The organism is Thauera sp. SDU_THAU2 (genome assembly GCF_038260575.1).
GTDB lineage: Bacteria > Pseudomonadota > Gammaproteobacteria > Burkholderiales > Rhodocyclaceae > Thauera.
Map to the genome: position 1 here is coordinate 1,423,074 of NZ_JBBWUN010000003.1, position 15,034 is coordinate 1,438,107.

Consider the following 15,034-nt stretch of genomic DNA (forward strand, 5'->3'; position numbering starts at 1 on the left):
AGACTAGAATCTGTCTTACTGGTGTCTTACTTGGAACCCTGTGATGCCGACTAGAACCGAAACCACGCGGCTTTCCAGCAAAGGGCAGGTCGTCCTGCCTGGTAGCATCCGCAATGCCCGTCAGTGGCTGCCCGGCACTGAATTCGTAGTGGAGGAAACGCCGGAAGGGGTACTGCTCAAGCCACTTGCTCCGCAAGGTGCGGCCAGTCGCATCGAGGATGTGGCGGGTTGCCTCAAGCCTCGTCGGGCGCGTGTCAGTCTCGACGAAATGAATGCCGCCGTCGCCGAAGAAGCTGCCAAGCGCCATGCTCGCGGTCGATACTAATGTCCTCGTCCGCTTTCTGGTGGCTGACGATGCCGCGCAGCACAGGCGTGCCGTAGCCCTGTTTCGAGGGCACAGCATCTGGCTCTCCCGCACCGTACTGCTGGAAAGCGAGTGGGTCTTGCGTAGCGCTTTCGGTTTCCAGGCCAGCGAGATTGCTCAGGCATTCGATGGCCTGACCCGCCTGCCCAATGTTGTTTGCGATGCGGCCCCGGCGGTGACGCGTGCCATTGAGGCACTCGCGCAGGGCATGGATTTCGCCGATGCCCTGCACCTGCAATGTGCTGTCAACGCCACCTGCGAAGAAGGTTTTGCCACCTTCGATGCGCGCTTCATCAAGCGTGCCGGCAAGCAGTGGCCGGGTGCCAAGATACACACGCCGTAAAGAGATCTGCCTGAACGGCAGGCCTCTCGTGAGCACGGCCTTGGCTTGCCCTTGGCCGCGATATGCCCGGATTCAACCCAGCGCGTCGAGCGCCCGCTCCAGATTACCCACGGCGCGGTCGATGTTGCCCAGCTTGTCGAGGCCGAACAGGCCGATGCGGAAAGTCTTGAAGTCCGCCGGCTCGTCGCATTGCAGCGGCACGCCTGCTGCGGTCTGCAGGCCGGCGGCGATGAACTTGGCACCGCTCTTGATGCCGTCGTCCTCGGTGTAGCTGACGACCACGCCCGGGGCCCGGAAGCCTTCGGCGGCAACGCTGCGGATGCCGCGCGATTGCAGCAGTGCGCGCACGCGGCGGCCGAGCTCCCATTGCGCGTCCCTGGCCTTGTCGAAACCGAAGGCTTCGGTTTCCTTCATCATGTCGCGCATGGCGGCGAGCGCGTCGGTCGGCAGCGTGGCGTGGTAGGCGTGGCCGCCGGCCTCGTAGGCTTCCATGATCTGCAGCCACTTCTTCAGGTCGGCGGCGAAGCTGGTGCTGGTGGTGGCGTCGATGCGTTCGCGCGCGGTGGTATTGAGCATCACCATTGCGGCGCAGGGCGAGCTGCTCCAGCCCTTTTGCGGTGCGCTGATCAGGATGTCGACGCCGCAGGCCTGCATGTCCACCCATACGGCGCCGGAGGCGATGCTGTCGAGCACGAACAGGCCGCCGTGTTCATGTACCGCGTCGGCCACTGCGCGCAGGTAGTCGTCGGGCAGGATCATGCCGGCGGCGGTTTCGACGTGCGGCGCAAAGACCAGGTCGGGGCGGTGCTGGCGGATGGCGGCGACGACTTCGTCGATCGGCGCCGGCGCGAAAGGCGCCTGCGGGCCGCTGCCAGTCGGGCGGGCCTTGAGGACGATCGATTCGGACGGGATGCCGCCCATCTCGAAAATCTGCGTCCAGCGGAAGCTGAACCAGCCGTTGCGGATCACCAGGGTCTTCTTGCCGGTGGCGAACTGGCGCGCTACCGCTTCCATGCCGAACGAGCCGCCGCCGGGCACGAGCGCGACCGCGCTGGCGTTGTAGACCTTCTTCAGCGTCGCCGAGATGTCGCGCATCACGCCCTGGAAGGCCTTGGACATGTGGTTCAGCGAACGGTCGGTGAACACCACCGAGTATTCGAGCAGGCCATCGGGGTCGACGTTGGGCAGCAGTCCGGGCATGGGTGATCTCCAGTTTTGTTTGCGGGGGCCGGATGTTTCCATCGGGCGGGCGGCAGGTGGGAGCCTGCCGGAAACGGTCGATTGTAGCCGAAGGTGAGACGAAGGCACTGTGGGGTATACGTCCAATAATGATATTGACATTGAACGGGTGCGTGATGATGATCCTGGCATCGCTAGCCGGAGTGCCGCCATGTCTGCTCCCAACAGTCACGACCAGAACTTCAAGAATCTGATCCTCGACTATCCGCGTCAGGCGCTGGAGTTCTTTGCTCCGGGCGAAGCGGTGCATATCGACGAATCGGTGCGGATTACGCCGATCCGGCAGGAGCAACTGAAGAACCGCCTCGGCGACCGCTTTCACGAGCTGGACGTGCCTTTGCTGGTGGAGTGGCCCGACGGTCGCAGGGAGGCGTTGCTGTTCGTGCTGGAAGAGGAAAGTGATCCGGCACGCTTCTCCATCCACCGGCTCGGCCATTACTGCCTCGATCTGGCCGAACTGTGCAAGACCGATCGCGTGGTGCCCGTGGTGGTTTTCTTGCGCGGAGACGCGCGTATCCGCAAGCGGCTGGAACTGGGGAGTGAGAATCATGCTTTCCTGTCGTTCCGCTACCTGTTCTGCATTCTGAACGAGATGTCAGCCGAGCAGTTCCGCGACAGTGACAACATCGTCGCCCGGCTCAATCTGCCCAACATGGCTTATGTGAGACAGGCTGCGGTCGATGTCTTCGCCTGGGCTTTCCGAGGTCTGCTGGAACTGGAACCGGATATGGAAAAGCGCCTCAAATACATGGACTTCATCGACATCTACAGCCGGCTTAACGATAATGAGCGTGAGCTTTTTGCCGAACAGTACCCGCAGGAGAAGCAGACCATGATGACCTGGAGCGAACGCGTCCGCAGCGAGGGTGTGCAACAAGGTGAACTCGCCGTGTTGATCCGGCAGCTTACACGCCGTTTCGGTCCGCTTGATCCGGTGACGGATGAGCGCTTGCGCAAGGCAAAATCGGTAGAGCTGGAACAATGGGCTGAGAACATCCTGGATGCGCGAACCTTGGAGGATGTATTCAGTGAGAAGTGAAACCTGAGGGGCTGAGCTGGAAGAAACGGCACCTGTTTGAGGGTGTCGTTTTTACTTTCTTGCTCGATGCAGGCTGCCTGGAGCCTGGGGTCAGGGTGGCAGCAGGGACGGGGCAAAGGGACCGTCGTGCAAATGACAGGCAGCCCGATGGCCAGGCGCAATCTCGCGCAACACCGGCCGTTCCTCGCGGCAGCGGCCGAAGGCATGCGGGCAGCGCGGGTGGAAGTGGCAGCCTGATGGCGGCGATAGCGGCGAGGGCAACTCGCCACGGATGGCGACGAAGCGTTTCTTCTCGGCCTTAAGTGTCGGCGCGTCGGCGATCAGGGCCTGGGTGTAGGGGTGGGCCGGCGCGGTGAACAGTACGTCCGCCGGCGCGCTTTCGACGATGCGGCCCAGGTAGAGGATGGCGACGCGTTCGCACAGGTGGCGCACGACGCCGAGGTCGTGGCTGATGAACAGGTAGGTCAGGCCGAGGCGGCTGCGCAGTTCACCGAACAGGTTCAGCACCTGGGCCTGCACCGAGACGTCGAGCGCCGCGACCGGCTCGTCGCAGATCAGCAGTTCGGGTTTCACCGCCAGCGCGCGGGCGATGCCGATGCGGGCGCGCTGGCCGCCGGAGAACTGGTGCGGGAAGCGGCTCGCCGCGCCGGGGTCGAGGCCGACCTGGCGCAGCAGCTCGGCGACGTAGTCCGCCTGTTCGCTGCGGGTGACCAGGCCATGGGTGCGCGGTGCTTCGGCGATCAGTTCGGCCACCCGCATGCGCGGGTTCAGCGAAGCGGACGGATCCTGGAAGACCATCTGGATGCCGTTGGCCGCGATCGGCGTGGCTTCGATTTCCTTGCCGTGCCACAGGCGCGTGCCCCGGTCGGGCGACAGCAGGCCGGCGGCGACGCGGCCGAGGGTGGATTTGCCGCTGCCGGATTCGCCGACCAGGCCGAGCACTTCGCCGGCGGCGAGGTCGACGTCGATGCCGTCCAGTGCGTGCACGCGGGCCGGCGGCGGCAGCCAGCCGAGGCGGATGCCGAGGCTTTCCAGCCAGTCCGGCCGGGGGCCGAAGTGCTTGTGGATGCCGTGGAGGGCGAGCAGCGGCGGGGCGTTCATGATTGCGCTCCGACGTCGGTGCTCGCCTCGGGCAGGGCTTCGCCCGGAGACAGCGGGTGCCAGCACAGCACTTCCTGGCCGCCTGCCACTTCGACTCTGGGCGGCACTTGCAGACAGGCTTCGTCCGCGCGCGGGCAGCGCGGGCGGAAGGCGCAGCCGGCCGGCAATGCCGACAACGGCGGCGCGCTGCCGGGAATCTGGCGCAGCGGCTCGCCGCGGTGGTGGCCGCGCGCCAGTGCGGCGGCGGGGGTGGCGTCGAGCAGGCCGCGGGTGTAGGGGTGGGCGGGGCGTTCCAGCACCTGGGCGGTGCTGCCCTGCTCGACGATGCGGCCGGCGTACATCACGCAGACGCGGTCGGCCAGGCCGGCGACCACGGAGAGGTCGTGGGTGATCCAGATCAGGCCGGTGCCGGCCTCGCGGCACAGGGTCTGCATCTCGTACAGGATCTGCGCCTGGATGGTGACGTCGAGCGCGGTGGTGGGTTCGTCGGCGATGATCAGGTCGGGCTGGTTGAGCAGGGCGATGGCGATCGCCACACGCTGGCGCATGCCGCCGGAGAGCTGGTGCGGGTAGCTGCGCAGGCGCTCGGCGGCGGCCGGGATGCCGACCCGTTCGAGGGCGTCGAGCGCACGGGCCAGCGCTTCGGCGCGGGATATACGGCGGTGGGCGAGCACGGTCTCGACCATCTGGGTGTCGATGCGCAGCACCGGGTTCAGCGTCAGCATCGGGTCCTGGAAGATCATCGCGATGCGGTCGCCGCGCAGTGCGCGCCAGGCTTTGGCCGGCAGGCCGCGCAGCTCGCGGCCGTTCAGCCGCACCGAGCCGCCGGCGACATAGCCGGGCGGATCGACGAGGTCGATCAGCGAGTAGCCGGTCATCGACTTGCCGCAGCCGGATTCGCCGACCAGGCCCAGCACTTCCCCAGCCGCCAGTTCGAAGCTGATGTCGTCGACCGCCGTCACTTCGCTATTGCTATCGCTATCGCGGCTGCGGAAGCGGGTGCTGAGGTGTCGGACGCACAGCAGCGGCTCGGTGCCGTGGGTGGTGGAGGGCGGGATCGACATCATTGCGTTTGCAGGCGCGGGTTGAGGATCTCGCGCAGGCGGTCGGCGACCAGGTTGAGGGCGACGATGGTCAGCAGCAGCGCCACGCCGGGAAACACGCTCATCCAGTAGCGGCCGGAATACAGGTACTGGAAGCCGTTGGAGATCAGCAGGCCGAGCGAAGGTTCGGTGACCGGCAGGCCGAGGCCGAGGAAGGACAGCGTGGCTTCGAGTGCGATCGCCGCCGCCACCTGCAGCGCGGCGACGACGATCAGCGGCGGCAGGCAGTTGGGCAGCAGGTGGCGGAACAGGATGCGCGGCGTGGACAGCCCGAGCAGGCGGGCGGCTTCGATGTATTCGCGCCGGCCTTCGACCAGCGCCGCGCTGCGCGTGGTGCGGACGTAGTAGGCCCACTGCGAGGCGACCAGGGCGATGATGATCTTGTCCGTGCCCTGGCCGAACAGCGCCAGCAGGATCATCGCGGTGAGGATCGCCGGGAAGGACATCTGGATGTCCACCGCGCGCATCACGAAGGCATCGATGCGCCCGCCGGCATAACCCGCCACCAGCCCGAGCGACATGCCCAGTGCCAGCGCCAGCAGCGTAGCGCTGAAACCGACGGCGACGCTGATGCGCAGGCCGTAGAGGATCGCCGACAGCATGTCGCGGCCCTGGCCGTCGGTGCCGAGCAGGTAGTGCAGGCTGCCGTCGGCGCTGGTGCTGCCCGGCGGCAGGCGCGAATCCATGATGTCGAGCTGCGACAGGTCGTGAGGGTCCTGCGGCGCGATCCAGGGCGCGGCCAGCGCCGCGGCGGCGATCACCAGCAGCAGGACCAGCCCGGCGAGCGCCAGCGGGCTGGTCGCGTAGGCGCGGACCAGCGTGCGCCAACCGCCTGCGCCCGGGTGGGAGGCTGAGATGGCGGAAGAAGCAGAGGCCGTCATCGGCTGAATCTCACGCCGTCTGTCCGCCGGTCAGGCGTACCCGCGGGTCGAGCGCGGCGTAGAGCAGGTCGACCACCAGGCTGATCAGCGTGTAGATGAACACGATCAGCAGCAGGTAGGCGACCACCACCGGCCGGTCGAGCTGGTTGATGGAGTCCAGCAGCAGCTTGCCGATGCCGGGCCAGGCGAAGATGGATTCGGTGACGACCGAGAAGGCGATCAGGGTGCCGAATTCCAGCCCGATCACGGTGACGACCGGGATCATGATGTTCTTCAGCACATGCACGCCGACCACGCGGCGCGGCGGCAGGCCCTTGGCGCGGGCGAAGCGCACGTAGTCCTGCAGCAGCGCCTCGCGGGTGCCGCTCTGGGTCAGGCGGATCACCAGCGCGAGTTTGAACAGCGCCAGGTTGAGCGCCGGCAGCAGCAGGTAGCGCCAGCCATCGGGTGCCAGCAGCGACCATTCAAGGCCGAGGAATTCGCGCGTCGGCCCGCGCCCGCCGGACGGCAGCCAGCCGAGATGTACCGAGAACACCATGATCAGCATCAGCCCGACCCAGAAGGTCGGCAGCGAAAAGCCCAGGATCGAGCCGGCCATGATCGTGCGTCCGCCGAATCCGTCCGGCCGCAGCCCGGCCCACAGGCCGAGCGGAATGCCGAGCAGCACCGCGATCAGCAGCGCGCTGACGGCCAGCTCCAGCGTCGCCGGCAGGCGCTGCACGATCAGTTGCAGCGCCGGCGTGCCGTGCAGGAAGGAGTTGCCGAGGTCGCCCTGCAGCGCGTTGCCAAGGAAACGCCAGTACTGCACCCACAGCGGCTGGTCCAGCCCCAGCGCCGCGGCCACGCGGGCGGTGTCGGCCGCGGTGGCCTGCGGATCGACCAGCATGTCGAGCGGGTTGCCGACGGCGTAGACGCCGACGAACACCAGCAGCGACATGATGAACAGCACCTGGGCGGTCTGCAGCAGGCGGCGCAGCAGGAACAGGATCATGGGCCGGCTCCGTCATGGCAGGCCGGCGGCAGTGTGGAGCTGCAGGATGGGGTCGCGCCGCGCAGCTGAAACCCATCAAATCCGAGGCGAACCATGGCTGCCGCGCACGGTCCGCCCCGTCCTGCGTAAACGTCACGACCAATCGTAGGATGGGTAGAGCGAAGCGAAACCCATCGGCCATGGCGCGCCCGAGCGTTGATGGGTTTCGCCTTCGGCTCTACCCATCCTACGTTCAGGCCTTTCCTAACGGACTCTGCGAATTTCATGCGCAAACGTGAACTCGTCGATGCGGCCGTCGTAGGCGAAGCCCTTGCGCAGCCCCCAGGTGGCGAGCTGGTGGTGCGAGGGGATCACCGCCAGGTCGCCCAGCGCGACGCCGGCGGCTTCGCGGGCGAGGCGTTCGCGCTCGGCCGGCTCGACCGCGGCCAGCGCGCCGGCCACCAGTTCATCGACCTTCGGGTTGCTGTACTTGCCCCAGTTCCAGCTTCCCCAGCCGGTGTCGGGATCGATGGTGCCGACGATGGAGCGCAGCGTGAAGTCGGTGGCGAGCGAGCCCCAGCCCAGCAGCGCGAAGCTGTATTCGTGCGCGCGTGCCTTGCCGAAGTAGGTGGCGACCGGCTGGGTCTTGACCCGTGTCTTGATGCCGATGCGGTTGAGGAACTGGGCGACCGTCTGCACCACCTGCTCGTCGTTGATGTAGCGGTTGTTGGTGCCGTGGATGGTCAGCGAGAAGCCGTCGGGATAACCGGCTTCGGCGAGCAGCTTCTTGGCGCCCTCGGGGTCGTAGGTTTCGAGCGGGATCTGCTCGCTGTAGCCGAAGATGCCCGGGGCGTTGATGTTGGAAGCCGGCTCGGCCAGGCCTTCGAGCGTGCGTTCGACCAGCGCCTGGCGGTTGATCGCCTTGGAAATCGCTTGGCGCACGCGCAGATCCTTGAGCGGGTTCCTGGCGAGCGGCTTGCCGTCCTTGTCGGCGACGAAGGGGCTCTGGTCGCGGAACTGGTCGAGCTGCCAGAACAGCGTGCGCCAGGTGGTGTGCTGGGCGAGCGTGACCTGCGGGTTGGTCTTGAGCCGGGCGAGGTCGGCGGCGGGCACGTTCTCGATCACATCGACGTCGCCGGCCAGCAGCGCCGACAGGCGCGGCGCGTCGGAGGCGAGGATGCGGAACACCACCTTGTCCCATTCGGGCTTGCTGCCCCAGTAGCGCTCGTTGCGCGTGACCTCGATGCTTTCGCCCTTGCGGAAGGCGGCGAACTTGAACGGGCCGGTGCCGATCAGCGCCTTGCCGGTGTTGAAGTCCTCGGTACCGGCGTTTTCAGCGGCCTTCTTCGACACCACGTAGATCGAGATCAGGTCGAGCGGCAGCGGGCCGTAGGCCGACGCGGTGTGCAGGTGCACGGTGTGGGCATCGATGATTTCCTTGCGGACGATCTGGTTGGTGTAGCTGGTGAAGGGGCCGGGGCTGTTCTTGATCGTGCCGGGGCGGTCGAGCGAGAACACCACGTCCTCGGCGGTGAGCGGCGTGCCGTCGGAGAAGACGACGTCCTGGCGCAGCTTGAACTCCCAGGTGGTCGGCGATACCGCGCGCCAGCTTTCCGCCAGCCCCGGGACCAGCTTGCCGCTGGCGTCGGATTTCACCAGGGTGTCGAAGATGTGGTCGGAAAAGGCGATGTTCGGCGCGATGTTGACGAAATGCGGGTCAAGCGAGGTGACGTCGGACGACAGGCCGATGCGCAGGTCGGCGGCCCAGGCGGGCAGCAGCGCGCCGGCCATGGCGGCGCCGAGCAGCAGGCGGGTCAGCAGGGAAGGACGACGGGAAACGGAGGCGTGCTGCGGCATGGGTGGGTTCTCCTGGCAAATGAGGGCACTGTATGTGCCCCGATTGTCCGTTGCCGGCCCATGGGGCGGAACGATGAAATGCTGGTTTGTTTTTTCATGCTAACGCATGAAATGCCGGCGCGTGGCGACCCAGCCGGGCAGGCGGGCGGCGTTCAGATGAGGCCGGCCTTCTTCCGCAGGCTGGCGAGGTAGGCCGCGGCGTCGGGCGGGGTGCCGTTGCGCTGGGCGTTGAACAGCATTTCGCCGAGGCTTTCGAGCGCGTCGTGCATCGCATCGTGGCGGTTGCCGTGGCGGACACAGGCGGCTTCGAAGGCGGCACGGATGCCGGGCGGCTGGTCGATGGAGAGTTGTTCCTCGATCGCCAGGTGCAGCGACAGATGCAGGAAGGGGTTGATGCCGCCGTCCTCGGGGGTGAAGTCGCGGTCGATGGCGTCCGGGTCTTCGACGATGGCATGGTATTCGGGGTGATGGCCGATGATGTCGGCGGCGATGGTTTCCATCGGCGTCAGCACCTCGCGCGCCTGGTGCTTGCGCCAGCTTTCGATGAAGAAGTTGCGGACCTGGTCGCGGCTGGGGTTGAACATGGGGGCTCCGGGAGGTGCTCTGGGGGAGGGGGCAACAGGCTTCGATCCTGCTTGCCGGCTTCGGTTCGTTTGGACTGGCGATGCCGTCAGCCGGTCTTGTCGCGGAACAGGCACAGGTCGCGCACGATGCACTGGCCGCATTTCGGGCTGCGCGCGGTACAGACGTAGCGGCCGTGCAGGATCAGCCAGTGGTGGGCGTCGAGCAGGTAGTCCTTGGGCACGCGGCGCATCAGAGCCTTTTCCACTTCCACGACGTCCTTGCCGGGGGCCAGGCCGCTGCGGTTGGAGAGGCGGAAGATGTGGGTGTTCACGGCCATCACCGGCTGTCGGAACACGGTGTTGAGCACGACGTTGGCGGTCTTGCGGCCGACGCCGGGCAGGGCTTCGAGCGCGTCGCGGTCGGCCGGCACTTCGCCGCCGTGGCGTTCGAGCAGCAGGCGCGACAGCGCCAGGGTGTTCTTGGCCTTGTTGCGGAACAGGCCGATGGTCTTGATGTGCTCGGCAATGCCGGCTTCGCCGAGCGACACCATCGCCTCGGGCGTCGGCGCGTCGGCGAACAGCTTGCGGGTGGCGATGTTGACGCTGCGGTCGGTGGCCTGGGCCGACAGCACCACCGCCACCAGCAACTGGTAGGGCGAAGCGTATTCCAGCTCGGTCTGCGGGCTCGGGTTGGCATCGTGCAGGCGGCGGAAGAATTCGCGGATCGCCTCGCGTTTCATCAGGGCCATGATTTCAGTTCGCCGCCGCCGGCTCGGCATCCGCAGCGTCTTGCGCGGCGTTCTGCACAACAGGCGCTGCCGGTGGGCGCCTGCGTGCGCGTTCGGCCAGCCTGGCGTTGATCGCATTGAAGGCGGCGATCAGGCAGCCGAGCGTGATGAAGGCGCCGGGCGGCAGCATCGCGACCAGGAAGCCGGGGTAGTCGTCGCCGAACACGTTCCAGGCCGACAGCGAGGGAACGATCATCTCGATGCCGGAGAACAGCGTGCCGGCGCCGAGCAGTTCGCGGATGCCGCCGAGCAGGCCGAGCACCCACACCAGGCCGAGACCCATCAGGAGGCCGTCGACGGTGGAGGTCAGCGGGTCGTTCTTGGCCGCGTAGGCTTCGACGCGCGCCAGCACGATGCAGTTGGTGACGATCAGCGGGATGAAGATGCCGAGCACCAGGTAGAGATCGTGGAAATACGCATTGAAGCTCAGATCGACCACCGTCGTCAGCGCGGCGATGATCAGGATGAAGACCGGAATGCGGATTTCGTAGGGAATGTGGCTGCGCAGCGCCGAGACGGCGAGGTTGGCCAGCGTCATCACCAGGATGGTGGCGAGGCCGAGGCTGACCGCGTTCACCATGCTGGTGCTGACGGCGAGGATGGGGCACAGGCCGAGCAATTGGGCGAGACCTGCATTCTGCTTCCACAGGCCGTTGTGGGCGAGCTCGCGGAATTGCTGGATGTTCATGGCTGCGCTCCGAAAGTGCTGCCGGCGGGGGCGGTGAAGAGATCGTGCTGGCGGGCCGTGGCCCAGGCGGTGGCGCGGCCGACGGCGCCGACCACCGCGCGGGCGCTGATCGTGGCGCCGGTGCGGTAGCCGAAGGTTCCGCCGTCCTTGCGCACCGCCCAGTTCGCCGGGTCGGCGTCCTGCCAGGAGGTCACGGCGAACTGGCCGATCCAGGGCATGTCCTTGCGACGATCCTTCTTCGGGTCGATGTAGTCGCCCAGGCCGGGGGTTTCCTTGTGCGTGGTGACACGCACGCCCGACAGCAGGCCGTTGGTGTTGATCGCGACGATCAAGGAGATGCGGCCGGCGTAGCCGTCCGGAGCGGTGGCCTCGACGATCAGCGCGACCGGCTCGCCGGCCTTGCGCGCGCGCCAGGCCCTGCCGTCCTTGTCGAGGCCGAGCGCGGGCGTGGGGCCGAGGTGCACGTAATCGTCGAGCAGGGCGTTGTCGTAACTGTCCGGCGGCAGCACCTCGTCGATCAGGCGCATCTGCGCTTCCTGCGCCGAAGCTTCGATCGCCGGTCGGGTGCGGTCGTAGGTGAAGGCCATCAGCGCGGTGAAGGCCACGGAGAAGGCCAGCATGATGCCGGCGGTGCGCAGCGAGGTGCGCAGGGCGTTATTGGCCGTGCTCATCGCCGCTCTCCGCGATGGCCGAAGACGCGCGGCTGGGTCTTCATGTCGATCAGCGGCACGCACAGGTTCATCAGCAGCACGCCGAAGGCGATGCCTTCGGGATAGGCGCCGAAGTTGCGGATCAGCCAGGCGATCAGGGCGACGCCGGCGGCGAAGATCAACTTGCCGCGCGGCGTGGTGGCGCCGGACACCGGGTCGGTGACGATGAAGAAGGCGGCGAGCATCGCGCCGCCGCTGGCGAGATGGAACAGCGGCGAGGCGAAGCTTGCCGGATCGGCCAGCCAGAACAAGCCGGACACCAGGCTCAGGGTGGCGATGAAGGCGACCGGCATGTGCCAGGTGATGACCCGCGCGGCGAGCAGGAAGAGGCCGCCGGCGAGGTAGCCGAGCGCGATCCATTCCCAGCCGCTGCCGCCGAGAAAGCCGAAGGCCGGCCCCTGCCTGAGCACGTCCACCGGGCCGGCGCCGGCATGCAGGCCGGTGCGCAGGGCGTCGAGCGCGGTGGCGCCGGTGAGGCCGTCGATGTCGCGCGCGCCGCCGAGGATCAGGCCGAGCTGGGTGGCGAAGTCCATGCCGCCGGCCGGCGGCCACTGCGACATCAGCGCCGGATAGGCGACGATCGCCGTGCAGTAGGCCACCATCGCCGGGTTGAAGGGGTTCTGGCCGAGGCCGCCGTACAACTGCTTGGCGATCACGATCGCGACCGCCACGCCGATCATCGTCAGCCACCAGGGGGCGATCGGCGGAAAGCACAGCACCACCAGCCAGGCGGTCAGCACCGCCGACAGGTCGCTCAGCGCGATCGCCACCGGCCGCTTGCGCAAGGCCAGCACCAGCGCCTCGGCGGTGAGCGCGGTGCAGGTGGCGATGGCGAGATTGACCAGGATGCCGGCACCCACGGTGTAGACGTAGGCGGCGATGCCGGGCAGCAGCGCCAGCAGCACCAGGCCCATGACGCGCTGGACGCTGGCCGGTTTGCGGATGTAGGGGGCGTGGATCATGGCGGGGTCAGCGGGCCTCGTCTTCGGCAGCGGCGTCATCGGCTTTCAGCGCTGCCGGCGCTGTATCGGCTCCGGTCTCGGTTCCGGCGTGTTGACGGCGGGCGTCGATGGCGGCGATCTCGGCCTGGACAGCGGGGCTGAGGTCTTCGGTGTTGCGGGGCGCTGCCTCGGCTTTCCGGGCCTGGGCGCGGGCGAGCGCAGCGGCGATCAGGGCTTTCTTCTTGGCTGAGGGGTCGCCCGCCGCGGGAGCGCCTGCCGCAGGATCGCCTGCCGTAATATCGTCAGTCGGGGCGCTGGTCGTTGCGTTGTCGGCCAGCTTGGCAACATCGGAAGTTTTGGCGGCCGGCGCTCCGGCGGCCGGGCTCTCTCCGGTCGATTCCGCTGTTGCCGGCGCTGCGGGCGTGGATGTTTCTGCGGCAGTTTCACTGGTGGCACGAGCGCGGGTTTCGGCTGCCTTGGCGGCGAAGCGGGCGGCCTTCTCGTCCTTCTCCCGTTCCTGGCGGAAATTGCGGAACTCGAAGCGTTCGCGGGCCTGGTCGGCGGCGTTCTTTTCGCGCTCGCTCGCGGCGATCTCGCCCTTGGCGAAGCGGTAGTAATCGACCAGCGGAATATGTGACGGGCACACGTAGGCACAGCAGCCGCATTCGATGCAATCGAACAGGTGATAGGCCTTCGCCTTGTCGAAGTTGCGTGCGCGGCTGAACCAGTACAGTTCGAAAGGCTGGAGTTCGGCCGGGCAGGCGCGGGCGCATTCACCGCAGCGGATGCAGGGCTGTTCGGGCGGCGGCGGCGGCATCAGCGTCGGCGAGGCGGCGATGATGCAGTTGCAGGCCTTGATCACCGGCACGTCGAGCCGCGGCAGGGCGAAGCCCATCATCGGCCCGCCCATCAGCCAGCGGTCGGTGTCGGCTGCCGGGGCGGCGAGCGCCAGCAGTTCGTCGATCGGGGTGCCGATCAGGACTTCCCAGTTGCCGGCATGGGCGACGTTGCCGGTGAGGGTGACGATGCGATCCACCAGCGGCTCGCCGTGCACGATGGCGCGGTACGCGGCGTAGGCGGTGCCGACGTTGAAGCATTGCACGCCGAATTCGGCGCCGAAGCGGCCGAAGGGAATCTCGATGCCGGTCAGGGTGCGGATGAGCTGCTTTTCGCCGCCCATCGGGTAGAGCGCGGGCACCGGCAGGATGCGCACTTCGTCGCCGGCATCGCGGGCGGCGGCGCGCATCGCTTCGATGGCTTCGGGCTTGTTGTCCTCGATGCCGATCAGCAACTGGCGCGCGCCGATCAGGCGGAACAGGATGCGGGCGCCGGCCAGCACTTCGGCGGCGCGCTCGCGCATCAGGCGGTCGTCGCAGGTGATCCAGGGCTCGCATTCGCCGCCGTTGAGGATCAGCGTATCGACGCCGCCGCCGCTGCCGAGCTTGATGTGGCTGGGAAAGGCCGCGCCGCCGAGGCCGACGACGCCGCAGTCGCGCAGCCAGGCCAGCGCCGCATCGCGGCCGGCGGCGTCGATGTCGAAGGGCGTACGCTCGACCCAGCGCTCCTCGCCGTCGGGTTCGATGACGACGCAGCGTGTCGGCAGGCCGGACGGGTGGGCCATCGGGTAGGGGCCGAAATCGACCACGGTGCCGGAGGTCGGCGCATGCACCGCGGTGCCGAAGCTGCCTTCCGGCTCGCCGATGCGCTGGCCCTTGAGCACTTTCTGGCCGACTTCGACGCAGCAGCGCGCGGTCGTGCGCGTGCTCTGGCGCAGCGGCACGATCAGGCGCGACGGCAGCGGCGCGCGGCGGATCGGCGTGCCGGCGGATTCGTCCTTGTGGCCTTCGGGGGCGACGCCGCCGTGGAACTTGAACAGGCGGGTGATCATGCGGCTTTCCTGATGTCGATCACCGGGTACTTCCATTTCCAGTTCTGGACGGTCTCGGCGACCGGTTCCATGCTGATGCAGTCGACCGGGCAGGGTGGCAGGCACAGCTCGCAGCCGGTGCATAGCGGCGCGACCACGGTGTGCATCTGCTTGGCCGCGCCGACGATGGCGTCGACCGGGCAGGCCTGGATGCACAGCGTACAGCCGATGCAGGTCTGCTCGTCGATGAGGGCGACGGCCTTGGGTTTTTCGACGCCGTGCTCTTCGGACAGCGGCTTGAATTCGCGGCCGAGCAGGTCGGCCAGCTTGCGGATGCCTTCCTCGCCGCCCGGTGGGCACTGGTTGATGTCGGCCTCGCCGCCGGCGATGGCCTGGGCGTAGGGCTTGCAGCCGGGGTAGCCGCACTGGCCGCATTGCGTCTGCGGCAGCACGGCATCGATCTTGTCGACCAGCGGGTCGCCTTCGACCTTGAAGCGCACCGCGGCGTAGCCGAGTGCGGCGCCGAGCACGAGGGCGAGGGCTGTCATGGCGAGAATGGCGGTCAGCATCGGTCGTGCCT

Annotated in this window: 16 protein-coding genes; 3 read left to right on the forward strand and 13 right to left on the reverse strand. The window is 67.5% G+C overall.

Annotated elements, in window-relative coordinates:
• Window positions 1-43 precede the first annotated feature (43 nt).
• Both AAFL97_RS07910 and AAFL97_RS07915 read left to right on the forward strand, forming a co-directional pair.
• Window positions 44-325, forward strand: coding sequence for an AbrB/MazE/SpoVT family DNA-binding domain-containing protein (locus tag AAFL97_RS07910; RefSeq protein WP_341644444.1), 282 nt, complete (start codon window positions 44-46; stop codon window positions 323-325).
• Window positions 306-707 (forward strand): type II toxin-antitoxin system VapC family toxin, encoded by a 402-nt coding sequence (locus tag AAFL97_RS07915; RefSeq protein ID WP_341644445.1) that lies wholly within the window; start codon window positions 306-308, stop codon window positions 705-707. The genes AAFL97_RS07910 and AAFL97_RS07915 overlap by 20 nt, the downstream gene beginning before the upstream one ends.
• A gap of 72 nt (window positions 708-779) precedes the next feature.
• Here the strand turns inward: AAFL97_RS07915 and AAFL97_RS07920 are convergent, their stop codons facing one another.
• Window positions 780-1,907, reverse strand: a complete 1,128-nt coding sequence (locus tag AAFL97_RS07920) for an aminotransferase class V-fold PLP-dependent enzyme (protein ID WP_341644446.1) — start codon at window positions 1,905-1,907, stop codon at window positions 780-782.
• A gap of 190 nt (window positions 1,908-2,097) precedes the next feature.
• On the opposite strand from AAFL97_RS07920, the gene AAFL97_RS07925 reads away from it, so the two are divergent.
• Window positions 2,098-2,985, forward strand: coding sequence for a DUF4351 domain-containing protein (locus AAFL97_RS07925; RefSeq protein WP_341644447.1), 888 nt, complete (start codon window positions 2,098-2,100; stop codon window positions 2,983-2,985).
• 90 nt (window positions 2,986-3,075) lie between these two features.
• On the opposite strand, the gene AAFL97_RS07930 is transcribed toward AAFL97_RS07925, so the two are convergent.
• From AAFL97_RS07930 to rsxB, 12 genes are all read right to left on the reverse strand, one after another.
• Complete coding sequence (locus AAFL97_RS07930) at window positions 3,076-4,086, reverse strand: ABC transporter ATP-binding protein (RefSeq protein WP_341644448.1); 1,011 nt, start codon at window positions 4,084-4,086, stop codon at window positions 3,076-3,078.
• The gene (locus AAFL97_RS07935) at window positions 4,083-5,153 is read right to left on the reverse strand and encodes an ABC transporter ATP-binding protein (protein WP_341644449.1); all 1,071 of its coding nucleotides are present in this window, start codon (window positions 5,151-5,153) and stop codon (window positions 4,083-4,085) included. The genes AAFL97_RS07930 and AAFL97_RS07935 overlap by 4 nt, the downstream gene beginning before the upstream one ends.
• A complete protein-coding gene (locus tag AAFL97_RS07940) occupies window positions 5,150-6,070 on the reverse strand; it encodes an ABC transporter permease (protein ID WP_341644450.1) in 921 nt (306 codons plus the stop codon). Before AAFL97_RS07940 ends, AAFL97_RS07935 begins: the two co-directional genes overlap by 4 nt.
• Before the next feature lie 10 nt (window positions 6,071-6,080).
• On the reverse strand, window positions 6,081-7,061 hold the full coding sequence (locus AAFL97_RS07945) for an ABC transporter permease (protein WP_341644451.1): 981 nt from the start codon (window positions 7,059-7,061) through the stop codon (window positions 6,081-6,083).
• 243 nt (window positions 7,062-7,304) lie between these two features.
• Complete coding sequence (locus AAFL97_RS07950) at window positions 7,305-8,897, reverse strand: ABC transporter substrate-binding protein (RefSeq protein WP_341644452.1); 1,593 nt, start codon at window positions 8,895-8,897, stop codon at window positions 7,305-7,307.
• A gap of 152 nt (window positions 8,898-9,049) precedes the next feature.
• On the reverse strand, window positions 9,050-9,481 hold the full coding sequence (locus tag AAFL97_RS07955; protein WP_341644453.1) for a DUF1841 family protein: 432 nt from the start codon (window positions 9,479-9,481) through the stop codon (window positions 9,050-9,052).
• Between the two features lie 86 nt (window positions 9,482-9,567).
• A complete protein-coding gene (gene nth, locus AAFL97_RS07960) occupies window positions 9,568-10,200 on the reverse strand; it encodes an endonuclease III (protein ID WP_341647117.1) in 633 nt (210 codons plus the stop codon).
• Between the two features lie 13 nt (window positions 10,201-10,213).
• A complete protein-coding gene (locus AAFL97_RS07965) occupies window positions 10,214-10,936 on the reverse strand; it encodes an electron transport complex subunit E (protein ID WP_341644454.1) in 723 nt (240 codons plus the stop codon).
• Window positions 10,933-11,607 carry an electron transport complex subunit RsxG gene (gene rsxG, locus AAFL97_RS07970; protein ID WP_341644455.1) on the reverse strand — a complete coding sequence of 225 codons (675 nt, stop codon included), beginning with the start codon at window positions 11,605-11,607 and terminating at the stop codon, window positions 10,933-10,935. The genes AAFL97_RS07965 and rsxG overlap by 4 nt, the downstream gene beginning before the upstream one ends.
• Window positions 11,604-12,608 (reverse strand): RnfABCDGE type electron transport complex subunit D, encoded by a 1,005-nt coding sequence (locus tag AAFL97_RS07975; protein WP_341644456.1) that lies wholly within the window; start codon window positions 12,606-12,608, stop codon window positions 11,604-11,606. Before AAFL97_RS07975 ends, rsxG begins: the two co-directional genes overlap by 4 nt.
• Before the next feature lie 7 nt (window positions 12,609-12,615).
• The gene (gene rsxC, locus AAFL97_RS07980; protein ID WP_341644457.1) at window positions 12,616-14,475 is read right to left on the reverse strand and encodes an electron transport complex subunit RsxC; all 1,860 of its coding nucleotides are present in this window, start codon (window positions 14,473-14,475) and stop codon (window positions 12,616-12,618) included.
• Window positions 14,472-15,023 carry an electron transport complex subunit RsxB gene (gene rsxB, locus AAFL97_RS07985; RefSeq protein ID WP_341644458.1) on the reverse strand — a complete coding sequence of 184 codons (552 nt, stop codon included), beginning with the start codon at window positions 15,021-15,023 and terminating at the stop codon, window positions 14,472-14,474. Before rsxB ends, rsxC begins: the two co-directional genes overlap by 4 nt.
• Window positions 15,024-15,034: the final 11 nt, after the last annotated feature.